Origin of the sequence: Niabella sp. (assembly GCF_030150205.1) — a bacterium.
Lineage (GTDB): Bacteria > Bacteroidota > Bacteroidia > Chitinophagales > Chitinophagaceae > Niabella.
Genome location: NZ_JASLGT010000011.1, coordinates 177579 through 202145, shown reverse-complemented (window position 1 = coordinate 202145; position 24567 = coordinate 177579). Strand labels below are relative to the sequence as shown.

Below are 24567 nucleotides of genomic sequence, written 5' to 3'. Positions count from 1 at the left end.
ATCCCCGCATTTTCCCTGGTTTTTTCTTTAATTAGGTACAAATCAACTATCTTTGCAGCCGCAAAAGAGTTCATTCAATCAATGATTAGCAGAAGAAATATCAGGGTTAAAGTGATGCAGACCCTCTACGCATGCAGCACGGAAACCGAACAAAACAGTAAAGTTCCCAGTCCTTCCAGAGTTTTAGACCAGCATTTTAATCAAACCCGCAGCCTGTTTGTTTACCTGATCTATTTTTTAACGCAAATCGCCCGGTATGCTGAAAAAGATGCACATAAGCGTGCCAGCAAATACATTCCTTCGGCAAACGACCTGAATGTAAATACCAAGCTTGCGGGCAGCAGCCTGCTTTGGCAGATCCTGGAAGATAAGCAGCTCGAAGAGCAGTTTAAAAAGGATAAAAACGAAAGTAATATTGATGAGGAACTGGTTAAGAAAATATACAACCAACTTACAAAAACACCTGAATATCAGCAATATATTTCCGTAAGCCAGCAGGACAAAGCAGAAGACCGGAAGATCTTCGAATTTATCCTGAACGACTATATGTTAGGTAATGAGGAGTTTGTAGGGCATATTGAAGAACTGTTTTCCAACTGGAGTGATGACGGGGAAATGGTGGTGCAATTGCTGCAAACCTACCTGCACAAACCGGGATCCGTTAAATTCCAGGAAATGATCAGTGCGGACAAAGCCCGTTTTGCACAGAACCTGCTTACAACGGTTCTTGATAAAAACGACTACCTGCTGGAATTTATCACCCCCAAACTGAAGAACTGGGATCCGGAGCGGATTGCCCTGCTGGACATGGTGATTATGAAAATGGGGGTAGCAGAATTCCTGTATTTTGAAACCATTCCTCCTAAAGTGACCATCAACGAGTATATCGATCTTGCCAAAGAATACAGCACCGCCCAAAGCGGACATTTTGTGAACGGTATCCTGGACAATATTCACAAGGAGTTGGTACAGGAAGGACGGTTAAAGAAAACAGACTATAAAAAAGCCTGAGGACTTTTTAACCAGGGTTCATCCGGCTTTATGCGTTCTTACATCAGTAACGGTTGAGAGAAAGTTTAAGAAAAGAAAAAATGTTCGGGTCCCTGCTGATTTTGGACTAAGTTTGCATTCTCAAAAACGGTATTAATAAAGCAAGCGGAATGATTTTGCCAATATACGCTGGTCATTTTGCAGCATACCCCCGGAAATCCGGGGAGGCCAATAAACAAAAAAAATTAAACTGATGAAAAAGGGGTTACTCATTATTGTTGCAGCGGCAACACTTATTGCGTGTAAGAATTCATCCGGAAAAGGTGGCACCGCTTCCGGCGACAGTATTACTGCAGCAGAGAAAGCAACAGCGCTCACCGATTCTGCAAACTTTACAACGGCGGTTTGGGTAGATTCTACCTTTAAAGATATCGGCAAGGTAAAGAAAGGACAGATTGTTGAAATTCCGTTCACCATCAAAAATACCGGTGACAAGCCGCTGGTTATTGCCTCGGTAAGCCCTGGTTGCGGATGTACAGTAGGTGAAAAGCCGGAAAAGCCCATTATGCCTGGTGAGGAAGGAAAAGTGGTGGCCAAGTTCAACAGTGAAGGACAGGCAGAAGGTTCTCACAACAAGAATATGGTGGTACGCGCCAATATGAAACCCTTTACTGAAACCGTTTTAAATTTTAAAGTAGAAGTAGTTAAATAATCAAAGCGTAAATAGAATGACAAATGTATTATTGCAGGCGCAAGGTTCGCCTGGCCCTTTCGGATCGATGACTACCATGATCTTCATGTTTGGAATGATCATCGTTTTCTGGCTGTTTTTTATCCGTCCGCAGGCAAAACGAGCAAAGAATCAGAAAAAATTCATCGAGGATCTTCAGAAAGGTGACAAAATTGTAACCATTGCCGGTATCCATGGTAAAATCAACCAGGTAAACGAAGACGGAACCCTGAGTATTGAAGTTAGTCCTGGTAACTATATCAAGATCGAGAAGTCGGCGATCAGCATGGACTGGACAAGCCAGCTGAATAAAGGCACCACTCCTCCTGCGAAGTAGCGGTCAGCTGACGGCCTTTAGCTTTCAGCCAATCACATAATTAAAATCGAAACACGGCAAAGAAGTATTTTTGCCGTGTTTTTTATTATCCTGTTTTACAGCCACAGAGGCACTGAGACACTGAAGTTTTTTAAGACTGTTTGAGGTTGACGAATACAGGTGTCCGGCAGGATATAAAAAGATCTGTGTTTCTGAGTTTCAGTGGCAAATTAGAAAAAACAAACTTCATGCTTAAAGTAGGTATCACAGGAGGAATCGGGAGCGGTAAAACACTGGTGGCGTCTATATTTCATACGCTGGGTATACCGGTATACGACGCTGATGCAGCCGCAAAAAGACTGATGAATACCAGTGCGGAGATCCGGGAACAGATCATGCGGTTGTTTGGGGAAGATACGTATAAAGCGCAGCAGCTCGATCGAGCCCTGCTGGCTTCAAGGGTATTTGGCGATCCGGAAAAATTAAAGCAACTGAACCAGATCGTACATCCTGTTACCATCCGCGACAGTCAGGATTGGTTTGCAAATCAAACGGCTCCTTATGCAATTAAAGAGGCCGCTATATTTTTTGAAAGCGGCAGCGACCGGTATGTCGATTATATGATCGGGGTAACGGCCCCGGAAGCATTGCGGATCCGACGTACCATGGAACGCAGCTCCATTACAGAAGCGCAGGTGCGGGAACGGATGCAACAACAAATGGACGATGCTGAAAAAATGCGCCGCTGTCATTTTGTGATTGACAACGGTGAAACGATATCGCTGATAATGCAGGCAATGGATATTCATCATAAATTACTGGCATTGGATAAGGATCGGGTATCCTGATCAATGGAGCCTGTTTGTCCGCAGATGGGCGCAGATTTGATACGCTGATCGTCCGGATGATACCAAAGCAGATTTGCGGGAAATTTTGATCAGCACCCAATATCAGCATAAAAAATGCCCGTATCTTTGAACTTTTGACAACTCCTTTTGTTGAAAGGTAACGTTGACAACCATCGTGTTACGGAAACTGACCATATTACTTGTATTTGTTTTCTACAGCCTGGCCTCCTTTGGGGTCAGTCTTAATCTATTTTATTGCTGTGGCAAATTAAAATCGGTTTCCTTAACGTCTCATATTCCGGAAACAAAAGACTGCCCGGTACAAAAGGGGAAAAACTGCTGTGAAAACAAAACCGTCGATACAAAGGTCTCTGTAGATCAAAAAACAAGTGGGGCACCCGTTTTTGTACTGGCACAACCCGGCGCATTTTTCGTTACCCCTCCTGCCCTGTTTGGCAGTGTACCGGAGCCGCCTTTCGCCGCTTTTTTGATTCGCCCTCCTGCCGATCCTCCAGAACCGCAGCCGGAAAATCGCTCCGTGCTGTTTAGCGTTTTTAGAATTTAGAACCACCAACATTGTTGTTTGCAGGTTGATATGACTACCGGTCATGCCCTGTTGTTGTTGTTCCACTTTTCTAAAAAACAAATCCATGAACCATCGATACCTTGTAATTTTATTTTTACTGATCTCAACCGTTGGGTTTTCTCAAAAAAATATAAAGACCGAAACCTTTAAAGTGCTGGGCGCCTGCGAAATGTGTAAAGAGCGCATCGAAACCGCCGTACTTGATCACAAAGCCAAAAGCGCAAAATGGGACGCTATTTCTCAGTTGCTTACGGTTAGCTATGATCCAGCCAAAACCAGTGATGAAAAGATCCTGAAAGCACTGGCAGAAGCGGGTCATGATAATGAACGCTTCAAAGCTTCCGACGCCGTTTACCAGGCATTGCCGGCCTGCTGCCATTATCAAAGGGATGCTGATTCCGCAGCTCCAAAAGAAAAGCAGCTCATTACCGGGGTTGTATTGGAAGAAACCGCCAAAGGAAAGATCAATCCCATCGCCAATGCCACAGTGAAAAGCCTGCATTCGAACCAGTATTTCGTTACAGACAGCACCGGCGTTTTCCGCCTGGAGAGCGATCTGCCTACCCATATCGCCATCAGTTATGTAGGCTTTCAATCGGATACCATCAGTGTAAAGAAACCGGAAATGCTTACCATTATTCTTAAGAACTCCTCCACCGGTGATTTGAAAGAGGTGATCGTCAGTTCTAAAAATCCTTCCACTTTTGTATCTACCATGAGCATTCTGAATACGCTGAATATGGGTGCAAAGGAGCTCACCAAAGCTGCCTGCTGCAATCTTTCGGAGAGCTTTGAAACCAGTCCTTCGGTGGATGTAAGCTACAGCGATGCCGTTACAGGTGTAAAACAGATCCAGTTACTGGGCCTATCGGGAAACTACACCCAATTGCTTACAGAAAATACCCCGGAGATCAGGGGCCTTACCGCACATTACGGACTCACCTATATTCCCGGCCCCTGGATCGAAGGCATTCAGCTGACCAAAGGAACCGGTTCCGTGGTAAACGGTTATGAGAGCATTGCAGGACAGATCAATGTAGAGGAGAAAAAGCCGGACAATTCAGAACAGTTGTTTGTAAACACCTATGTTAACAGTATGGGGCGCCTGGAAGCCAATATCAATACGGCTCAAAAGCTCAACGATAAATGGAGCACAGCCTTACTGACCCATGGCAACTACAGCAATAAAAAGATCGATCACAATATGGATGGGTTCAGGGATCTGCCCACCGGGTCGCAGTGGAATGTGTTGAACCGCTGGAAATATATGGATAACAATGGCTGGATCGTTCAACTGGCGTTAAAGGCCATGAATGACCGCCGTTATGCAGGACAAATGGACTTTGACCCCAACCAGGACCGGTATACCACGAACCACTACGGTGTGGGAATCAATGCGCAGCAATATGGGTTTACCGGGAAACTGGGTTATGTTTTCCCGCAACATAAATACAAGAGCCTGGGACTGATTCTTTCTGCGATGCAGTATACCAACAATGCGTATTACGGGCTAACGGAATACGACGGCAGGCAGAAAAACCTGTATGGAAATTTTATCTACCAGTCTATCATCGGCACCACCGATCACAAATTCCGGACAGGCTTCAGCTTTTCTAATGAAAACTATAACGAGCAGCTCAACCAACGAACGTTCAAACGCAACGAGATCGTTCCGGGTGCCTTTTTTGAGTATACCTATACCGCTTCGGACAAACTTACGGCCATCGCCGGGTTACGGCTCGATCATCACAATCAATACGGTTTTATTACCACTCCCCGGCTGCATGTAAAGTATGACTTCACGCCCAAAACCAACCTGCGGTTATCCGGCGGATCCGGTTTCCGTGTCAGCAATATTTTTGCAGAGAACGTGGGTGTTTTTGTCAGTGCCCGGCAATATGAGATCCTGAACCCCACCTCTACCTATGGCTATGGGCTAGATCCGGAAAAGGCCTGGAACTATGGTTTGAATTTTATACACCAGTTCAACCTGGGTAACCGTAAAGGATCCATTGCCCTGGACGCTTATCAAACCCGTTTCCGGAACCAAACGGTGGCCGACCTGGATGCGCATCCCCAGGCCATCCAGTTCTATAATCTAAATGGCAAATCGGTATCCAGCAGTGTGCAGGCCGAGCTTAATTATGAGCTGCTGCGCAAACTGGAGCTGCGTATGGCCTACCGTTGGCTGGAGGTACAAACACAATACCGCCAGGGCCTGCTGGATAAACCTTTTACGGCAAAACACCGGGCCTTTATCAACCTGGCCTACGAAACCCGCAACAAATGGAAGTTTGACTATACCACGCAATGGCTCAGCCGGAAACGGATCCCCAATACAGCCTCCAACCCTGCCGGTAAGCAAATGGATGCATGGTCGCCTTCGTTCTTCCAGGTAGCGGCACAGGTAAGCAAACAGTTTAGCAAACAATGGGCAGTGTATGTTGGGGGAGAAAACCTTACCAATTATGTACAGGAATACCGGATCATTGATGCGGCAACCCCGTTCAGTCCCTACTTCGATGGCTCCCTGATATGGGGACCGGTTACGGGGCGGATGGTATACGCCGGTATGCGGTTCCGGATTCCGTAGGGGCAGGTTTAAAGTTTAAGGTTCAATGTTCCAAGTTAGATCCGTTTTATATCTGACGGGCAATCCCATTTCCGCATTCCCAAATTTTCAAATTATCAAATTTCCTCATGGTTGATAAATCCTGTTGGCTCTTAATGATCAACTGAAAACTGATTGCTAAAAGCTTATTCACTGTTGCCTTTTGGGGGACATGCAGACTGGGGAGACTCTGGGATTTTTCAGATATGCAAAACGATTCCGTTTACAAGAGCTGAACGTTCCAGGTTTAGGTTCCACGTCAGATCCGTTTTTATGCTTAATATAAGACGCTGGATACCGGATGCTGGATATTCGATACAAGATGTCTAATGTCTACGGAATATCGATCAAAAGAGGTTCATGGAGCTGTAACGGCATCCCCATTTTCACATTTCCACATTTTCAAATTCCGAAGGAATTGGCACGGGATTCGCATCTAAAGAGCGGCGGTTACTTTATTCATCACTTTTAAAACAACGATTATGGAAGAAAACAAAGCGTCGTTTTTCGACAAAGCCAAGGAAACCCTGTCTGACCTGAAGGAAAAAGCGGGCGAAGCATGGGATAAAACAAAGGATACGCTGGAAGATGCATGGGATGCCACCAAAGACAAGGTCGGGGAAATCAAAGAATCGATCAGTGAAAAAATAGACGAAGTCCGTGGCAAAGAGGATCATCCTGGTGCTGAAAAAGCGCAGGAAAAGGTAGCCGAAGCCGAAACATTTGTTAAAGAAAAACTGGACGAAGCAAAAGAAGGCGCCGAACATCTGGCAGACAAGGCGGAACAAAAATTGGAAGGATTAAAAGACAACGAATAACTATAGACCTATTTGCTTCTGAGCCGCCTTAACGGGCGGCTTTTTTAGTAAAGACAGTAACGGATGCCGGTATGTTTTTCAATAAGCCCAATGGCTCAAAAGCAAAAAGAGATCTGAAATGTAAATGCAGCGGTAAATCAGGATGTTATACCGGGAAGATTAAGGAAACCAATGCCGCATTTACTTTAAAATTTGATATTCTAAGTCCCCCCGGGACGCAATAACCAAAAGGTTATTATATTTGCATTGCAGAAAAACCAATGAAAAATGACGACAAATGAACTAAAACAGCTGCTTGAAGATGAGAAAAGGGCGTTGGAAAAATTTATCGTGGCGGCTGAAAAATTCAACCTCGATCCGGATTTCATAGAGGAACAAAAAAATTTCTACCTTGAAAGGATCTTTGAGTTGATGGAAAAGATAAAAAATATTAATTAAATCATTTTTATGCTTAAAAAGGAATTAGAAGCCTTATTTATTACCAGGAATAAGAAGGAATTCACAGCCGGTTTAGATAAGCTGTACGATAAATACAAAAATGATCCCAAAGCTATAAAAGAGATCTCTGCCTGTATAAAAAGCGGACTGAAGGACGTAGGCAAACGGCTGGATGACATTCAGCATGAAATAGATGTAAAACAGAAATTGGCAAATGTTTCTGAAATTATTAATCTGTCTTATATCGCTAAGACATATTTTGGGAAAACAAGGCAGTGGCTTTATCAGCGGGTAAATAACAATGTTGTGGGCGGAAAAACGCAACGGCTTACATCAGCAGAAATTGCAACGCTCAATAAGGCGTTAAAAGAAATCAGCAAAAATATTGGTTCTGTTACTATCGGTTAATACGGCAAACCGGGTACTCAGCAATGCCCGATAACCTGAACCATGATCTGATCATTTTTGTGCCTTGCGATACCTGTTCGTGAGCTATAATCCTTTAAAATTTGATATTTCTCATGGGTTATTTTAAATTGCCCTATGGATACTTCACTGATTGATGAGCTGAACGACAAACCGTCCCGTAAGAAACTGTTGTACCCCGTAAATCCGGAGCTGTCGGCCTATTTAAAACACCAGGGACGGGAAGTGAAGTTACCTGTATCGCACCGGGACCTGCTCAATTTTACCTGGTCTATTCCCATAAAAGATAAGGACGGCAATTATACCCATTGGGAAAAGGCCATTTATGATAAGCGCGACTGGGATTTTTTAAAAGAAGGGCTGGTAAAGATCTATGCCATTTTAAAAACAGAAGGCGATATGAGTTTTGCCGACCAGCTGGATGTGGCCCGTATCGATTATTGTAATTTTGGAAACTCCCTGCCCTTCCGCATCCGCATCATCAATAAGTTCAACGCCAATTTTGACCACTATTATATGAAGATCACGGATGCTTCCCGCATCTACGGGCTGGAGATGGAGCATATCCTTTCACCCAACCGGATCACTTTTTACACGGATGGAGGCACGTTGGTGGAAGAACATATTCCCGGTCTTCCGGGGGATGTATTCCTGAACCAGTACCTGGACCTACCAGAAACAAATAAGACCCGTTTTGCAAAGGAGTTTGTAAAATTCAATGAACGTTGCTTTGTACGGCTGTTGGGTGATATGCGGAGTTATAACTTTGTGATCGTAAGCACACCGGATATTGAAGGGTATCAATACCGCATCCGGGCGATCGATTTTGATCAGCAAAGTTATGAAGGGCGTAAAAGTTTGTACATGCCCCAGTTTTTCAAGGAGAACAACCGGTTTGTTCAAACCGTGCTCAGTCATCTGAATAAAGAATCGATTGAGCAGTATAAGGCCGAAGAGTGTTCGGCCATGGCTTTCCGGGTGGCTGCCGGCCGTTTCCGCCTGATGGAGCTGTTGAATATTATGTCGCGGGACACCATTTCTCCCATTGCCAAACAAAAACAACTGGCGGAACAACTGAACCAGCATTTTCACACCGCGGCCTTCAACCGCTGCAATTCTATGGGGCAGATCCTGAAACTACACCTGAAATATATGCTGCGTGAAAACCTGAAACTGATCCAGGAGAAAACAAGATCGCTCAAAAAGCCCGTATTCCAGCCCGTTTCCCGGAGCACGGGAAAATAAACCGGGATTTAGGTTTGTGTAAAAAATACACATTCCCCGGCCCCAAAACCACCCCCGGTTATTAAAAATTCACATTTCGGCAAAGAAGTTTAAACAACTTCAATATATTCTTCCAAATAGCAGATAATTTCTCAGGAATGGTTAACTTAGCGCCTCGTAAAACAGAAAATACAGTTGTTTTTTAAAATTTTAATGAATGAGTAAATACAGAGCCGGGGTTTTATTTGGCAAAGAGCTGGAAGACCTCTACAACGACGCAAAAGACAATAAGTTTGCATTACCTGCGGTAAACGTAGTGGGCACCGACAGTGTAAATGCTGTTTTAGAAACCGCAGCAAAAGTAAACTCCCCTGTAATGATTCAGTTCAGCAACGGCGGGGCTCAGTTCTTTGCCGGTAAAGGCATGCCGAACGACAAGCTACAGGCAAATATTTCCGGAGCCATCAGCGGTGCTATGCACGTACACAATGTGGCAAAATACTATGGTGTTCCCGTAGTATTGCACACGGATCACGCTGCTAAAAAATGGTTACCCTGGATCAGTGCGCTGATCGATGCCGGAGAACAATTTCATAAAGAAAAAGGCCAGCCGCTTTACAGCTCACACATGCTGGATCTGAGTGAAGAGCCCATCAACGAAAATATCGAGATCTCTGTAGAATATTTCAAGCGCATGGCGCCCCTGGGCATGAGCATTGAAATTGAACTGGGTGTCACCGGTGGTGAGGAAGACGGCGTGGATAATACCGACGTTGACAACTCCAAATTATATACACAACCCGAAGACGTAGCACAGGCATACGAAGCGCTGAGCAAGGTGGGCAACCTGTTTACCGTTGCTGCGGCGTTTGGTAACGTACATGGTGTGTACAAACCGGGTAATGTGGTATTAACCCCAACCATCCTGGACAATAGCCAGAAATTCATCCAGCAAAAATTTGCAACGGCTTCCGACAAACCGGTTTACTTTGTATTCCATGGCGGTAGCGGTTCTGAAAAAGCCAAGATCACGGAAGCCATCGGTTATGGTGCTATTAAAATGAACCTGGATACCGATATGCAGTGGGCATTTGCAGAAGGCGTGTTCGATTATTACAAAAAGAACGAAGCCTACCTGCAGGGACAACTGGGTAACCCGGAAGGTGAAGATAAGCCAAACAAAAAGTACTACGACCCGCGCGTATGGTTGCGCAAGGGCGAAGAAACATTTGTAAAACGTTTGGAAGAAGCCTTTACCGATCTGAATTGTATCGGCAGAAATGCATAGGACATATCTTAGTTTTTATAGGTCCCTGCTTCTTTTGAAGCGGGGATTTTTTTTTGAGAAGCCGGGTTCTCAGCCACAAATACCAAGGCTCGAAGATGCATGAAGGTAAGGTGTTCTGCAAAGATCGCTAAACGCTATCCCAATGCAATGGTTTGAATAGCGATCCTTGCGTATTCCTTGCGCCCATTGCGTTTTTCATTTAAACTCCAGGAAGCGCAAGCACAACGGGCAGTGACGCGGTTTCAGTGTTGGGCTCAAAGCCCCACGAAGCATTAATGCAAACCCTTCAGTGCCTCTGTGTTCCTGTGGCTTTATTTTTATATAAAGAAAGCTGCTACAAAATTTCCAGCAATTCCTTTTTTGACAGGTTTTTTAAAAAAGCGGCATCTGTTTTTATTAAGCCCTGTGCCAGTTGCTTCTTTTTCTGTTGAAGGCGGACGATTTTTTCTTCAATCGTGTTGCTGCAGATCAGGCGAACCGCTATGACCGGCCGGGTTTGCCCGATGCGATGACTCCGGTCAATGGCCTGGTTTTCTGCCGCAGGGTTCCACCAGGGATCTACCATGTACACGTAATCGGCTTCGGTAAGATTCAACCCAACTCCCCCTGCTTTTAAACTGATCAAAAACACGCGTACATTTTCATTGGTCTGAAAATGATGCACCCTATCACCCCGGTCCTTTGTTTGCCCGGTGAGGTACTCAAATGGAATATTCCGTTGTTCCAGTTCGGCTTTAATCAGCTCCAGCATGCCCACAAATTGGGAAAACACCAGTATCTTATGCTCTTTGGATTTGTTTTCGATCTGTGCGGTTAAAACCTCAATTTTTACGGCATGTTCCCGGGAATGTCCTTCTTTTAACAAGATGGGCGCGTTGCATATCTGGCGTAGTTTGGTTAAGCCGGTGAGTACGTGCATGCTGTTTTTCTGAATGGCTTCTTCATCCGTTGCTGATATCAATTCACGCAACTCCCGCTCGTAACGGTCATAGATGCTACGTTGCTCCGCATTCATTTCGCAATAGATCACCATTTCCGTTTTTTGCGGTAGTTCCCTGGCCACCTGCTTCTTTGTTCTCCGCAAAATAAACGGCTGCACTTTTTGCTGAAGTTCGGAAGCTCGTTTGTTGTATTCAAACTTGTCAATCGGTATGGCATAAATATCCCTGAAATGCTGTTTGCTGCCCAGCAATCCGGGGCAGGCGAAAGACAATTGTCCGTAAAGATCGAAGGTATTGTTTTCCACCGGTGTGCCGGTGAGCACTATTTTATTCCTGGACTGTAACAACCGGGCAGCTTTATACCGTTCGGAGTCCGGATTTTTAATGGCCTGCGATTCATCCAGGAAGATATACTGGAACCGGAAGGTTTTCAGGAACCGGATATCTGAAAGCAGGGTCCCATAACTGGTCAGTACTACATCAGAGTCCTGAAAGGCATTGTTATCTTTCTTCCTTTCTGCGCCGTAATGCAGCCATACCTTTAGCGTTGGGGCAAATTTTTGTAGTTCCTCCTGCCAGTTAAACAATAATGAAGTGGGCACTACCACCAGGTCGGTTTGATGTCCGTTTTTTTCCCGTTGCGATAACATGAACGCGATGATCTGCAGGGTTTTTCCCAATCCCATATCATCGGCGAGGCATCCGCCAAAATTGAACTGGTCCAGCAAAGATAACCAGTTGAGGCCTTCCCGCTGATAAGCTCTCAGCTCGGCGTTTAAACCCGCTGGAACCGGCATATCAGGCAACTCCCGGATACCGGAAAAGGCGCGGGCATATACTTCAATTTCTGCCACCAGGGTTTCATCGAGCACCTCCGCTTCAAATAAGCCGGAAATTTCACTGAAATTGATCTTTGGAATTTTTAATAAGGCCCCGTCGATATCCGCCACGTTAAAATAGCGGGTCATCCGCGCGATCCATTCCTCCGGAAGGATCCCCCGGGTACCGTCATCCAGTTGTACAAACTTCCTTTTATTGCGGATCGCACTGTGTAACTGCTTTAGCGATGCTTCCTGTTTTCCAAAGGACGCGGTCAGGCGTACATTGAACCAGTCGGTACCACTGTTTACCGATATATTTATTTTCGCAGGATGGGCATTGAATTTATTATGTGCTAGTTCATTAAACCCAAGTATGGTAATGCCTTCATTGCGCCATATTTCAAAGGCTTTCAGAAACCATTCATCATCCAAAAACAGATTCCGGTGCAGGTAGAAATATTCATGCTCTTCGATCTGTGTTGCAAAATCAGTATGCTGTTCCATCACGATGGCAGTCAACCGGGTTTCTGCTTCCGGATCCCGTTCTATTTTAAAAGTGTTTCCATTTTGGTCGGTATCAAACAGCTGTTTCCGGGAATACACCGGCACCTCTGCTGAACCATATTGCATTACCGGCGTAATGGAAACAAAATTGCCTTCCTGCCCAAGGTAGATGATCCGCTTTACATCAAAGGATTTCTCCGCAAGCTGCACCGGTGTGGCCGGATAGATGTAGCTGTAGTTGATTTGCACCCGGTGCTCCAGCGGAGCCAGTACGGTTTGAACAAATGCCTCGTATTTTGAGGCATGAATCAGCAGCAACTCATGATGGGCCTTGAAAAACTGAATGACGCGATGCAGATCGGAGTCCGCGATCAGGTTCCACTTACCCTGGTAACATAAAAAATATTCATGACTGATTACTGCCTGCTTAAACGGCAATACTTCATCATTAAACATCAGTTCACCGGTGATCTCATAAAAAGGTTCCTTCCGGAATACCATGAGCTGTATTTCGGCATCGAGTATTTTTAGCTGAACCGGCTGCAGGGACTTTGCATTGATGGTTTCCGAAAGTTCCCGGTCGTGATAGTATACTTCCAGCTCCATCGGGTTTTGAACGACCTGCTTTAGCGCCTCCAGTTCCATGGCGCTTCCAAGCTCCGCGTATTTATTCTGAAAAGTGGTGATGGCAGTATAGAATTTGATTTCGGAAGGGTTCTCCGTTTTCCAGATACATTGTAAGGGATTCAGGTCTGTTACCGGATTTTTGATCTTTCCTGCCTGTGTACGGCCAGCTTCCATCAACAGCAGGTTCAGCTGGTTGGAGTAGCGATGTTTGCTAATTACCAATACTGGTTTTTTACAGGCCTCTCCTGCTGCCCGGTCTTTTATAACGGATACACGTTGCGGCAGCAGGGCCTTTTTTAATACCGGCACATCTATAGGCAGCAGCTCTTTTATACGGGGCTCAATATGAAGCTTTCCATCCTGGAATGTCAATTGAAAATAGCGGTCTAAGTCCGGCTCGGTTTCCACACCATATCGTTTCGCCGCAGGCAGGAGTACCTGGTGCCGCAGCTCCCGGTCAAAGAAGACCCGGTAATTTTTTTGTTCAAGGATGCCATAAATAACGGTTGCCTGGTGTACACATAAGCGGGCCGTATCGTTATTGCAGGAGCAGGAAGTGACTATTGAAGTATCCGTTTGATTAACGACAATCCCTGGATAGTCCTTTATCGAACTTTTGCTAAACAGGCCTGTGTTCAATTCCAGTGTGAGCGGGTAAATATCCCGGAGATTTTCGGACTCCATAAAACCCGTGGCTGCCGTATGTTTCAATACCTCATACACGGAAAGCGTGCTGAAGGTCGTATGGGGCAGCATATAAACTCCTGGTATGGCCATATTGTACCGATGTAAATTTCCGGATGGGTAAAAGTAGAAAAAATCCGGGAAGGTTTAGCCTTGTTTTAACAGGAACGTGGCGGCCAGGCGGCTAAAGATCCGGGGGGAGATTTGTATATTTATACTGCATTTAACCAAAATAAAATGACAAAATACACTGCTATACTGGTATTGCTATTATGGGACCCATTTCTTTATGCGCAGCAGCCAACCCGGACAGAACAACAGCAAGTCCTTTATCAATTATTAGCAGCGCAACATGCACCGGCCGAGCTGAAAGCTGATGTAGACACCGTATACCGGGTACTGAAACAAAATCACCCGGACCTTTATGCTTATATCTCCCCCGGAAAATTAAAAAAAAAGTTCGATAGCTTAAAGTCCGGGCTTACAACCCCGCTTACCAGCCTGCAATTCCGCACACGACTGATGGCTGTACTAAGCCAGATCGGCGATGGACATATAGAGCTAACACAGGACATCTCCTTTATCGATGGCCTGGAAGCGGCCGATGTGGCTCCCTATAATGAAGACTATGTACGTCCCATTATGCAGTTGCGGCTAAAGATCATCAACAACCGGCTATTCCTGCATAAAAATTATTCGCGGGACTTCGCTATCAGGCCCGGTGCCGAGATCCTATCCATTGATGGCCGGCCCGCTTCCGAAATCATCCGGAAACTATTGGGCACCTACATGACCTCTGATGGATACAACACCACCTACAAATACCAGGTGCTGAACAACGGACAGTTTTGTAACGCCGCCCGGATGGCCTTCGATTATGGCGACACGGTACGATACCTGGTCCGGCAGGATGGCAAAACAACCACTCACCGGATCACAAGGAGACCGGAAGCTGATCTGGCTTTTGAAAATGAAGACCCTTCTAGCAATTTTGATGACGCGTTTCGCATTGATGGACCAAGTGCACCAATGGTACTTACCGTAGGGCGCTTTGCAAAACGCGACCAGGATCAATTTTACAGATCGACATTTAAAGCGGCTGCGCAGCAAAAGGTGGGCATACTCATCATTGATCTGCGGAACAATCCCGGGGGCGATCTGGAGCATTTAAAAAAATTATATGCCTTCCTCATCGATACCCCCTGTTACCTGATCCGGATTGGGGCTCCAAAACCGGGATCCGTTACGGACAGCGTAATGAAGCAGGATGCTTACCGGCGTGCGATCGCCGATCTGGATAAACCGGTGACACCGGCAGACAGCTTCCGGTTTACGGGTAAGATCTACGTACTGATCAATGGCGCCAGCTTTTCTGCAGCCAGTATACTGCCAGCAAGACTAAGGCAATTAAAGAATGTAACGCTTGTGGGCAGCGAAACGGGGGGCGGCAGCCATGGTGGCACCGCAGTATATTATTATACGGGCATACTGAAGCATACAAAACTGAAATTCAGACAGGGCTTGTTACCAGTTGTGATACCAGGCAGTCTGTCACCTAAAGGCCGGGGCGTAATGCCGGATGTAGAGATCCGGTACCGGCTATCCGATTACATAGATAAAAAAGATGTCGAAATGGACTGGGTATTCAAGCAGATCGGATACCATCCCCAATAGTAATTTAGTTTAAACTTACTACCAGTCACATGAAAAAACCGCCCCGGGAAGGAGCGGTTTACCATTATAAAAATTTCAACCCTTATAGTGTTTTATCATCGTTATCCGGTTCCTTACCGTCTAGTACATAAACTTTTACAGGAACTACGCCCGAGTTAACGGATGCTATTTTCTGGAAGGCAGATCTGCTAAGATCTACCCTGCCTTTCATATGAGGAGCCATTCGGTCATTTACCACTACTTCCACTTTTTTGCCGGTATTCTTATTTACCACGAGCAAACGGGTACCCAGCTTATAAATATTGGAAGCGGCTGTTAATAAATGATCCCAGTAGGTTTCTCCGGTCGCCGTTTTACGTCCGTTAAAACTTTTACTATAAAATGTTGCTTTTGCAGAGGTTCCATCTCCGCTTTGGGAGAAGCCGGCCAGGGAAATGGCCATTGCGGTTACAAAGATTATAACTCTCTTCATGTAACAGGTTTAAGTTAAACAATAGCTTCCAAGGAATTTGTTTCAGTGGAAGTTTGAACGCAGCGTCTTTGCAGAAACTGTGAACTTTTTTAGAACAGACCACCCGGCCTGTTTTACTGAATTACACGAACTGGTTGCCAAACCAGAAACGCAAGAAAGATGCAAAGGTAATGCATCCTAACCGATTTTCCAAGCAAAAACACTAACATCTGTTCACAAATAGTTCACATTTGGGCAGTTTTTTAACAGTTTAAAGTACCTGGTCTTCGTGATTTTATTTGACTTAATTCGGATAGCATCCTAAAAATCAAATAATTAAGATAGTTATATTTACTAAATAGATAAATAATCAGGAAATAATACTCCCGCCAACGTTAACGGTTTTTTCCGGAATTTAGTGCTTCTGACGGGTAAGATGTTTAAACCGGCTAAAGGTTTCCGGCTTGATATTTAAATAAGAAGCCAGGTATTTCTGAGGAACCCGCTGTAGTATTTCGGGATACTTGTCTACAAAACTCAAAAAGCGTTCCCTGGGAGTTTGACGGATAAGGCTGAACTGCCATTTATCCTTCAGCACCATGGTATGTTCGGTTACCAAACGGCCCAGGCGCTCCAGGTTATGACTGGATGCAAATACTTTTTCAAGCACATCATACTGCATGCTTAGCACCCTGGTAGGTTCTACCGCATCAATAAAATATTCGGAGGGGGTACGGGTATAAAATGATTCCTGGCTGGAGATCAGGTGCCCTTCAATCGATATTTGCACAATGATTTCATCCTTATCCTGCACATAATATTTGCGCAGTGTTCCCTTTTTGATAAAATTCATATACTCCTCTACTTCTCCCGCACGGGTAACCACATCCCGCTTATTAAACTCCCGTACCTGTATTGCCGGAAGCAATAAGTTTTTTACTTCTTCCGGCGAGATGGTTACAAACTGGCGCAGGAATGTTATAAATTCATCAATATCGGTTAGGGTTGCGTTCATACGCAAATGTAAGCGAAAAAAAAGACCACCTCCCAAATGTATTGTGAATTCTGGTAAGAAATATTCTATGAAATCGCTAGATTTGCGACTATCACTTTTTAATATTAAATCAAAATAAGATCATGGCCCAGAAAATTAAAGTAGCCAACCCGGTTGTAGAACTGGACGGAGATGAGATGACAAGGATCATTTGGAAATTTATTAAGGATAAACTGATCCTTCCCTATATAGATGTAGATATTAAATACTATGATCTGGGTGTAGAGCACCGGGATGCTACCGATGACCAGGTTACGATCGACGCTGCAAATGCGATTAAAGAACATGGAGTGGGTATTAAATGTGCCACCATCACACCGGATGAAGCACGCGTGACTGAGTTTAACCTGAAACAAATGTGGAAGAGCCCGAACGGAACCATCCGTAATATCCTGGATGGTACGGTATTCCGCGAGCCCATCGTGATCAGCAATATCCCCCGCCTGGTGACCAACTGGACGGCTCCGATCATTGTAGGACGTCATGCTTTTGGAGATCAATACCGCGCTACCGATACCGTGATCAAAGGGAAGGGCAAACTGACCATGACCTTTACGCCGGAAGACGGTGGTGAACCGCAGGTTTTTGACGTGTATAATTTCAAGGGTGATGGCGTGGCTATGACCATGTACAATACCGACGAAAGCATTAAAGGTTTTGCAAGAAGCTGTTTCAATATGGCCCTGAGCAAAAAATGGCCATTATACCTTTCTACCAAGAATACCATCCTTAAAAAATACGATGGCCGCTTTAAAGATATTTTCCAGGAGATCTACGAAAATGAATTCAAAGCGGAGTTTAATAACGCAGGTATTACCTACGAACACCGCCTGATCGATGACATGGTGGCCAGCGCCTTGAAATGGAATGGCAACTTTGTATGGGCCTGTAAAAACTATGATGGCGATGTACAAAGCGATACGGTAGCACAGGGCTTTGGTTCACTGGGATTGATGACTTCTGTACTGGTAACTCCCGATGGAAAAACACTGGAAGCAGAAGCAGCGCATGGTACGGTAACCCGTCACTACCGCGATCATCAGCAGGGTAAACCTACCAGCACCAACCCCATTGCCAGCATTTTTGCCTGGACAAGAGGACTGGCATTCCGTGGTAAGCTGGACAGCAACCAGGAACTGATCGATTTTGCAAACGCACTGGAAGCGGTTTGTATTGAAACCGTAGAACAGGGCAAAATGACCAAGGATCTGGCTGTTTGTATCCATGGTTCCAAGGTAAAACATGGTGAGCACTACCTGTATACCGAAGAGTTCCTGGAAGCTATCGACGAAAACCTGAAAAAGAAACTGAACTAAACCGGTTCATAAACGATCGATAGAAAGCACGCTGTTACAGGCGTGCTTTTTTTGTGGGTGGGTTTTCCGCTGATGCGTTTGTCTGTTGGAGATTTGCGGCTACATTTCCCGCTGATATGCGCAGATTGTTCCGCTGATGATCGCTGTTTTCTCCGGTGCTTGTTCTTATTCTTCTCACCGAAGACACGGCTGAACACTGATTTTTATGCAGATCATCTGCAGAGCTGCGGCTAAATTTTCCCGCTGATATACGCAGATTGTTTCGCTGATGATCGCTGAGGGGTTTACAGGGATGATCGTTGTTATCTCCGATGCTTGTTTTCATTTTTCTCGCAGAAGGCACAGATTTGCACAGAGTATCATTCTGCGGATCTGCGGCTAAATTTTCCCGCTGATACACGCAGATTGTTCCGCTGATGATCGCTGAGGGGTTTACCGGATGATCAGTGTCGTTTCCGATGCTTGTTTTTTTTTACAGAAGAATACAGATTTTTCTGCGGATGATCTGCGCGATCTGCGGGCCAGCCGCTCCTGTTAAATCAGGGTTACCGGTTTGCCGGTGTGTTGCTCAAAGAGTTGTACAGCATTTAGTAAGGGTCGGGATGGCTTTCCGGAATGATGCGACAGGAAGCTAAAGGCCAATTCGATGCCTTGTTTCTTTTCAGTCCGTTTCCAGATACCGGTGAGCTTCTGTTTTTCCATCATTACCGGCCGGAAGATCCCATTGCCCACCGATGCACCATCTCCGTCGAAAAGCAACCCGCGGCTTTCCCCATAACTTACCGTAAGCTCATCATAAGGCGGTAACAAAAAAGAATGCGGTATTGCTGCCCTATCCGGTACTTTTTCATCAAACATCCAATAGGTGGCAGCTTCAACGGTTACCGGGGTCAGCTGCTTTTCAATTGCCCTCCACCCCCTTGTGGCATCGGTGATGGAAAGGCCGCTCCACCAGGAAAAGTCTTTGATCGTGGCGGGGCCTCTTGTTTTAAAATAAAGGGAGGCAAGCCTGGCCAGGGCCTCTTCCCTGCTGATGGCTGCGGCCGGCGCCACCCGCTTATCAAAAAGTGTATAGGTAAAGCGGCGGCCTTTCCGTTTGCCGCTGCAGATCAGCATTTCGGTTTCTGCACGGATCAGCAGCTGGGTGGTCAACAGGTTATTTACTTTTATGCGCTGCTGTGCCAGGCGGTCCATGATCTCCTCTTTCGTCAGGTCTTCAGCTGCCAGTTCTTTTTCCAACACCTTGCAGGCCTTTGTATAAATGGCGGCGGTAAGTCCCGTTTGCTGATCGATATACCGGGCGGCTTTTTGTATGGACGCAGCAGACAACTGCATCATCCAACGTACATTTTCCGTAGTTACAAAATGCCAGGTAGGACGTAACACATGCAACCGGATGATGGCACCATTATTAATGGCCGCTTCAATGGGCTGCTCCCCCGGATCCCGCATCCGTGATCCGATGGCCCATTTGGCCATGGCATAATCCTGTGCCTGTATAGCGCCCATATGGGCTACCAGGGTTTCCGGACTATGTGCAGCCGGCCGGTGCAATTGCTGATTATAGATGCGGTATTGTAGTAATTCTTTTAAGGTCATGATACAGGCATTGAGGCGCCTGTTCAAAAATAGAACAGATCCGGCAGAACGGTCCGCATTTTTTAACACTACCGTCATGCCCTGAATCGATCAACCGGCTGCTACGCCCGTCGCCTGTAACATCAGCTGATGCAGATCGGTATTTTTTACAAAAGGCTTTAACAGCTCCTTTCCCGGCCCAAACATAGCCAGCTCCACATAATCGCCGGAATGCTCCATCGATCCCCAGCCAATTGAGGTATAGGACTGTTGCAGGGAAGCCAGGGTCTTAAAGGGCAAATGCCCTGAATTGTATACGCCCTCTTCATTCAGCCGGGAGTAGCTTTTCAGAAGCAGGGCTGCATCTTCTTGTTTCAATGCAAACCCCTGTGCTGCTTCCATCCGTTCCAGCACCTGGGCTTCTGTAAAGTTTTTATTGATCCCGTTCAGCAGCCAGTCATTGGTATGCTTAAATTGTTGCAGGCGGTCGAAGTTCCGGTTGGCATCATTGCTGTAAAATAAACCGGGATTGGCATTTCCATGATCGGTGGTCATGATCACCAGGGTATTCCCATCTTTTTCTGCAAAATCAATTACGGCCTTAATGGTTTCATCAAAAGCGATCTGATCGTACAACATAGCGGCCGCATCATTTGCATGCGCACCCCAATCGACCTTGCCGCCTTCTACCTGCATTACAAAGCCCCCGGGATTTTTATTTAATTTTTCGATCGCTTTTTTGGTCATCTCTGCCAGGGTTGGTGTTTGCCTTTGCAGCGTAACATCATGCTCGCGGTCGAGCGCATACGGCAATGCACCATCGTAGAACACACCCAGCATCGGTGCACTGGTTACGGGCTGCCCCAGCAGGGCATCCCGGTCGGTTACCACCGTATATCCCTTTTGCCGGAATAATTGTAAGAGGTCGGTTTTGTCTTTCCGGGTGGCTGCCTTAAAATTATCAGCACCGCCTCCCAACATTACATCAAACCGCAGATCAAGGTATTGCCGGGAAATTTCGTCCATATCACCCCTGCTGTCATTGTTTATACAAAATCCGGCGGGTGTGGCATGTCCGATCGGAACAGTGGTAACGCAGCCAACAGCCTTGCCCGCCGCTTTAAATTTTTGAAGGATGGGTTTATAATGTTCGCCATTGGCGCCTACATTCAACTTACCATTGGGTACCCGTACACCGCCACCCCAGGATGAGCTGCCGGCGGCAGAATCGGTTACCAGCGAACTGGCAGAGGCCGTGTCCATCAAGGCCCGAACGGCCCGTTGTTCATCATACAAACGCAGCCAGCTGCTTCGCTGTCCGTATTTCCGCTGCATCAGCAGGTCGGCCATATTCAGTGTGCCCGTGCTCATACCATCGCTCACCATAAAAATGATGTTTTTGGCGGCCCCTGCCGCACGCGCAGCCCGGATACGATTATTTTGTCCAAACAGATTGCCTGATACTACGGTTCCGGTCAATGCCAGGGCGCTGTTCCTAAAAAAATGCTTACGGTTCATTGGTTCTGTTTTGTTGATTGTTGTTCGTTTCTTTTACGTTCTTCGAATGCGCCGCAAAATACCGGTTCTTCGATATGCATGCATGAAGACGGCCGCAAAACTTATCCTCGTTTCCTGTTATCAAATTGTGTCCGCAATTTTCTAATAATTATCCGCTGTAACTAGAGAAAGGAGCCGGTTGATCAAAACAATCGCCGGCAGTCATAGGAATGAAAATGGTCAGCTTGCTTCCATATTCAATTATGTACAGCGGGTACCCAATTATATGGCGGGATAGGATCAAAATCGTAACTTCCGGCCTTCATATCTACTATTAACGATGCGTATGATCAAAGCTGCTATTGTAAAAAGAGCGATTTATTCCGCCTTCTGCTTCATGCTGGCTCTAGCGCAACCGGTACGGAGCCAATCCCTGCCTGTTTGGACAGAAAGTAAACATACTTTTACCGGTAAAGACTGGCTGGTAACACCTGTTGCGGCAAAGGCGGCCGTTTATAAAACGGCGGATGAAAAAGAGCTGGTGCTTGATAACGGCCTGGTGCAGCGCCGGTTTCGCCTTCAGCCCAACCTGGTTTGTATTGATTATAAAAACAAGATCAACAACCAGCAATTACTGCGCTCTGTAAAAGCAGAGGCACGGGTAACGATCAATGGTAAATCATACAATGTAGGCGGACTTTACGGACAAAAAGAAAATGCCTACCTGCTTCCTGCTTGGGTAGACCGGTTGAAGAAAGGGGCTGCTGATTTTGAATTCGTATCTTATGATGTAACCGGATTGCCTTCCTATCTGAACCCGCGTTCACCCTTTTGGGCCACCAATCAGCAGGCCGCAACCGGCAAGCGCGTACGCTTCCTGTTCCGTTCTCCCCTGCCGGAATTAAAAGACATCAACATAGAAATTAATTATGAACTGCATGATGGGTTACCGCTGATCGTTAAATGGCTGCGCATCTTCAACCGCTCGCAGCAGACGGTGCATTTGAACCAGGTGGTACATGAGATCCTGGGCATGGTGGAAGAAGAAAGCGCTGTAGTAGGCAGTCCGCAACAGATGAAAAAGCCATCCGGACTATACATCGAATCCAACTATGCATTTAACAATGCCATGCGCTATGATATAAGTGATCAGACCACACACTGGAAAACCGATAGTGCCTATACATCGCAGGTGAATTATAATTATGAAACGCCCTGTTTACTGGAAGTATATCCCGAGTATGGACCCGGGATCGATCTCGCACCACGCGACTCGTTTACCTCGGTGCGTACCTATGAACTGGCTATGGACAGTTACGACCGCCAGCGCCGGGGCATGGCGATCCAGAAAATGTACCGCATCATAGCCCCCTGGACAACGGCCAACCCTATCTTTATGCACCTGGTCAGCAAAAATGATGAGGAGGTCAAACATGCCATCGATCAGTGCGTGGCAACCGGTTATGAAGCCCTGATCCTGAGCTTTGGCAGCCATATCAATATGGAAGACAACCGGGAGCCCAATCTCACGCGCTGTAAAGCCCTGGCAGATTATGCGCATCAGAAAGGTATAAGGATCGGTGTATATTCCCTCTTCAGCTCGCGGAGGATCAGCGAAGCGGATGATGTGATCAACCCGCTAACGGGTAAGACCGGTGGTGCCTTTTTTGGAAATGCACCTTGCTTTGGAAGCAAGTGGGGATTGAACTACCGCGATAAGATCTTGCAGTTTTTTACGGTTACGGGGTTTGATATCTGGGAGAATGACGGGCCTTACCCGGGCGACCGCTGTGCCTCCACCACACATCCGGGGCACAAGGGCCTGGGCGATAGTCAGTGGCGGCAGATGGAGATCCAGAAGGGATTGTATCACTGGCTCAATAACCGGGGCATTTATATCAATGCACCCGACTGGTATTTCCTGGATGGCACCAATAAAATTGCCCTTGGGTACCGGGAAGTGAACTTTTCATTACCCCGTGAACAACAGAAGATCTTAAACCGCCAGAATATTTTTGACGGCACCTGGGAAAAAACACCATCAATGGGATGGGGCTTTGTTCCGCTGACCCGTTACCAGGGCGGAGGACCAGAAGCCGTGCTGGAACCGCTTTCTGAGCATTTAAAGGATTACGAGCAACTGATGATGCAGTACTATGGGGCGGGTGTTCAGGCATGCTACCGTGGTCCCCGGCTCTATGATACAGAAGCCACCCGGCAAACCGTTGCAAACGTTATAAGCTGGTATAAAAAATATAGGGAGGTCCTGAATGCCGACCTGATCCATTTACGCCGTGCCGATGGCCGCGACTGGGATGGGTGGCTGCACGTAAATGCGGGGTTAAAGCAAAAGGGATTGCTGATGTTGTTTAACCCGACGGATCAACCTTTAACGCGCCAGATCACGGTTCCGCTTTATTATACGGGGCTTACGCAAACAGCCCGTATCCGGGAAAAAGAAGGGGCTGCCAAAAGTTATGTGCTCAACCGCAATTATGAGGTAACGTTAACGGTTACCCTTCCACCGGACTCCTATTCCTGGTGGGTGATTGAATCTCCCTCGGGAAATGTAAAATATTGAATAGAATACTTGAAATGTAGGGAATTTGGGAATTTGAAAATTTGAAAATGTGGAGATGAGGCAATAGTCAATAGTTAATAGGCAGTGGATCTGCGAACATGAAACGGATCTAACCTCGAACCAAAATGTTAAACAGTGTTCAGCTGTCAGCCATCAGTTTCACTTGATCATAAAAGCCAACCGGATTAAGCGTTGAGCCATGAGGTAATTTGAAAATGTGAAAATGTGGAATCTGCCCTGCCAGGGACATTTTAAATGCAGAAGGATGAAGAGGCCTTTGCTGTTTGAACATTTTGATTTTAAAACAGCGTTGCCCGGATTGCCCTTTTATCGGTCGCCCCTACGGGGCTCTGTAATATGACGTTGATTTGTTCTACCATATTGCGCTCCCTACGGGAGCTGGAGCGTGATGAAGCGGCATCATCAACTAATACGCAACCAACGCTAAACCTGGAATCGCGCTCCCGGAATCGCATACTAAATCAGAAATTTTAAATGTAGAAGAACAGCGCTTCATTGCAAATATCGGGTTTCTGCGGAGGTTAAGAATAATGCACTCCCGAG

General features: G+C 46.1%; 18 protein-coding genes. 13 read left to right on the top strand and 5 right to left on the bottom strand.

Annotated elements, in window-relative coordinates; translation table 11 throughout:
* Nucleotides 1-81: 81 nt before the first annotated feature.
* From nusB to fbaA, 10 genes are all read left to right on the top strand, one after another.
* Nucleotides 82-1011 (top strand): transcription antitermination factor NusB, encoded by a 930-nt coding sequence (nusB, locus tag Q1V85_RS11180; RefSeq protein ID WP_300599910.1) that lies wholly within the window; start codon nucleotides 82-84, stop codon nucleotides 1009-1011.
* A gap of 232 nt (nucleotides 1012-1243) precedes the next feature.
* Nucleotides 1244-1702, top strand: a complete 459-nt coding sequence (locus tag Q1V85_RS11175) for a DUF1573 domain-containing protein (RefSeq protein ID WP_300599909.1) — start codon at nucleotides 1244-1246, stop codon at nucleotides 1700-1702.
* 16 nt (nucleotides 1703-1718) lie between these two features.
* Nucleotides 1719-2057 carry a preprotein translocase subunit YajC gene (gene yajC / locus Q1V85_RS11170; RefSeq protein ID WP_300599907.1) on the top strand — a complete coding sequence of 113 codons (339 nt, stop codon included), beginning with the start codon at nucleotides 1719-1721 and terminating at the stop codon, nucleotides 2055-2057.
* Between the two features lie 227 nt (nucleotides 2058-2284).
* Nucleotides 2285-2884: a dephospho-CoA kinase gene (gene coaE, locus Q1V85_RS11165; protein ID WP_300599905.1), complete on the top strand. Its 600-nt coding sequence runs from the start codon at nucleotides 2285-2287 to the stop codon at nucleotides 2882-2884.
* A gap of 650 nt (nucleotides 2885-3534) precedes the next feature.
* The gene (locus Q1V85_RS11160; protein ID WP_300599903.1) at nucleotides 3535-6063 is read left to right on the top strand and encodes a TonB-dependent receptor; all 2529 of its coding nucleotides are present in this window, start codon (nucleotides 3535-3537) and stop codon (nucleotides 6061-6063) included.
* Between the two features lie 500 nt (nucleotides 6064-6563).
* Nucleotides 6564-6899: a YtxH domain-containing protein gene (locus tag Q1V85_RS11155; protein WP_300599902.1), complete on the top strand. Its 336-nt coding sequence runs from the start codon at nucleotides 6564-6566 to the stop codon at nucleotides 6897-6899.
* A 267-nt stretch (nucleotides 6900-7166) separates the two neighbouring features.
* A complete protein-coding gene (locus Q1V85_RS11150) occupies nucleotides 7167-7337 on the top strand; it encodes a hypothetical protein (protein ID WP_300599900.1) in 171 nt (56 codons plus the stop codon).
* Nucleotides 7338-7346: 9 nt separating this feature from the next.
* Complete coding sequence (locus Q1V85_RS11145; RefSeq protein WP_300599898.1) at nucleotides 7347-7745, top strand: DUF5053 domain-containing protein; 399 nt, start codon at nucleotides 7347-7349, stop codon at nucleotides 7743-7745.
* Nucleotides 7746-7880: 135 nt separating this feature from the next.
* Nucleotides 7881-9008, top strand: coding sequence for a hypothetical protein (locus Q1V85_RS11140; RefSeq protein WP_300599895.1), 1128 nt, complete (start codon nucleotides 7881-7883; stop codon nucleotides 9006-9008).
* Between the two features lie 196 nt (nucleotides 9009-9204).
* Nucleotides 9205-10275, top strand: coding sequence for a class II fructose-bisphosphate aldolase (gene fbaA / locus Q1V85_RS11135; RefSeq protein ID WP_300599893.1), 1071 nt, complete (start codon nucleotides 9205-9207; stop codon nucleotides 10273-10275).
* A 334-nt stretch (nucleotides 10276-10609) separates the two neighbouring features.
* Here fbaA and Q1V85_RS11130 read toward each other — a convergent pair whose 3' ends face one another.
* Entirely contained in the window at nucleotides 10610-13945 is a 3336-nt protein-coding gene (locus Q1V85_RS11130; RefSeq protein WP_300599891.1) for a DEAD/DEAH box helicase, read from the bottom strand.
* A gap of 144 nt (nucleotides 13946-14089) precedes the next feature.
* On the opposite strand from Q1V85_RS11130, the gene Q1V85_RS11125 reads away from it, so the two are divergent.
* The gene (locus Q1V85_RS11125) at nucleotides 14090-15526 is read left to right on the top strand and encodes a S41 family peptidase (RefSeq protein WP_300599880.1); all 1437 of its coding nucleotides are present in this window, start codon (nucleotides 14090-14092) and stop codon (nucleotides 15524-15526) included.
* An 82-nt stretch (nucleotides 15527-15608) separates the two neighbouring features.
* Here the strand turns inward: Q1V85_RS11125 and Q1V85_RS11120 are convergent, their stop codons facing one another.
* Together Q1V85_RS11120 and Q1V85_RS11115 are read right to left on the bottom strand one after the other, a co-directional pair.
* Nucleotides 15609-15998, bottom strand: coding sequence for a septal ring lytic transglycosylase RlpA family protein (locus tag Q1V85_RS11120; protein WP_300599878.1), 390 nt, complete (start codon nucleotides 15996-15998; stop codon nucleotides 15609-15611).
* A 394-nt stretch (nucleotides 15999-16392) separates the two neighbouring features.
* A complete protein-coding gene (locus Q1V85_RS11115; RefSeq protein ID WP_300599877.1) occupies nucleotides 16393-16992 on the bottom strand; it encodes a Crp/Fnr family transcriptional regulator in 600 nt (199 codons plus the stop codon).
* A 122-nt stretch (nucleotides 16993-17114) separates the two neighbouring features.
* Between Q1V85_RS11115 and Q1V85_RS11110 the strand changes: the two genes are divergently transcribed.
* A complete protein-coding gene (locus Q1V85_RS11110; RefSeq protein WP_300599875.1) occupies nucleotides 17115-18347 on the top strand; it encodes an isocitrate dehydrogenase (NADP(+)) in 1233 nt (410 codons plus the stop codon).
* Nucleotides 18348-18881: 534 nt separating this feature from the next.
* On the opposite strand, the gene Q1V85_RS11105 is transcribed toward Q1V85_RS11110, so the two are convergent.
* Nucleotides 18882-19946, bottom strand: coding sequence for a winged helix DNA-binding domain-containing protein (locus tag Q1V85_RS11105; protein ID WP_300599873.1), 1065 nt, complete (start codon nucleotides 19944-19946; stop codon nucleotides 18882-18884).
* Between the two features lie 90 nt (nucleotides 19947-20036).
* Entirely contained in the window at nucleotides 20037-21443 is a 1407-nt protein-coding gene (locus Q1V85_RS11100) for an alkaline phosphatase (RefSeq protein WP_300599871.1), read from the bottom strand.
* 319 nt (nucleotides 21444-21762) lie between these two features.
* On the opposite strand from Q1V85_RS11100, the gene Q1V85_RS11095 reads away from it, so the two are divergent.
* Entirely contained in the window at nucleotides 21763-24003 is a 2241-nt protein-coding gene (locus Q1V85_RS11095; protein ID WP_300599869.1) for an alpha-galactosidase, read from the top strand.
* Nucleotides 24004-24567: the final 564 nt, after the last annotated feature.

What these genes read in the sequence shown, in the direction of transcription:
- nusB (WP_300599910.1), top strand. Translation starts at nt 82, where the DNA reads ATGATTAGCAGAAGAAATATCAGGGTTAAAGTGATGCAGACCCTCTAC.
- Q1V85_RS11175 (WP_300599909.1), top strand. Translation starts at nt 1,244, where the DNA reads ATGAAAAAGGGGTTACTCATTATTGTTGCAGCGGCAACACTTATTGCG.
- yajC (WP_300599907.1), top strand. Translation starts at nt 1,719, where the DNA reads ATGACAAATGTATTATTGCAGGCGCAAGGTTCGCCTGGCCCTTTCGGA.
- coaE (WP_300599905.1), top strand. Translation starts at nt 2,285, where the DNA reads ATGCTTAAAGTAGGTATCACAGGAGGAATCGGGAGCGGTAAAACACTG.
- Q1V85_RS11160 (WP_300599903.1), top strand. Translation starts at nt 3,535, where the DNA reads ATGAACCATCGATACCTTGTAATTTTATTTTTACTGATCTCAACCGTT.
- Q1V85_RS11155 (WP_300599902.1), top strand. Translation starts at nt 6,564, where the DNA reads ATGGAAGAAAACAAAGCGTCGTTTTTCGACAAAGCCAAGGAAACCCTG.
- Q1V85_RS11150 (WP_300599900.1), top strand. Translation starts at nt 7,167, where the DNA reads ATGACGACAAATGAACTAAAACAGCTGCTTGAAGATGAGAAAAGGGCG.
- Q1V85_RS11145 (WP_300599898.1), top strand. Translation starts at nt 7,347, where the DNA reads ATGCTTAAAAAGGAATTAGAAGCCTTATTTATTACCAGGAATAAGAAG.
- Q1V85_RS11140 (WP_300599895.1), top strand. Translation starts at nt 7,881, where the DNA reads ATGGATACTTCACTGATTGATGAGCTGAACGACAAACCGTCCCGTAAG.
- fbaA (WP_300599893.1), top strand. Translation starts at nt 9,205, where the DNA reads ATGAGTAAATACAGAGCCGGGGTTTTATTTGGCAAAGAGCTGGAAGAC.
- Q1V85_RS11130 (WP_300599891.1), bottom strand. Translation starts at nt 13,945, where the DNA reads ATGGCCATACCAGGAGTTTATATGCTGCCCCATACGACCTTCAGCACG.
- Q1V85_RS11125 (WP_300599880.1), top strand. Translation starts at nt 14,090, where the DNA reads ATGACAAAATACACTGCTATACTGGTATTGCTATTATGGGACCCATTT.
- Q1V85_RS11120 (WP_300599878.1), bottom strand. Translation starts at nt 15,998, where the DNA reads ATGAAGAGAGTTATAATCTTTGTAACCGCAATGGCCATTTCCCTGGCC.
- Q1V85_RS11115 (WP_300599877.1), bottom strand. Translation starts at nt 16,992, where the DNA reads ATGAACGCAACCCTAACCGATATTGATGAATTTATAACATTCCTGCGC.
- Q1V85_RS11110 (WP_300599875.1), top strand. Translation starts at nt 17,115, where the DNA reads ATGGCCCAGAAAATTAAAGTAGCCAACCCGGTTGTAGAACTGGACGGA.
- Q1V85_RS11105 (WP_300599873.1), bottom strand. Translation starts at nt 19,946, where the DNA reads ATGACCTTAAAAGAATTACTACAATACCGCATCTATAATCAGCAATTG.
- Q1V85_RS11100 (WP_300599871.1), bottom strand. Translation starts at nt 21,443, where the DNA reads ATGAACCGTAAGCATTTTTTTAGGAACAGCGCCCTGGCATTGACCGGA.
- Q1V85_RS11095 (WP_300599869.1), top strand. Translation starts at nt 21,763, where the DNA reads ATGCGTATGATCAAAGCTGCTATTGTAAAAAGAGCGATTTATTCCGCC.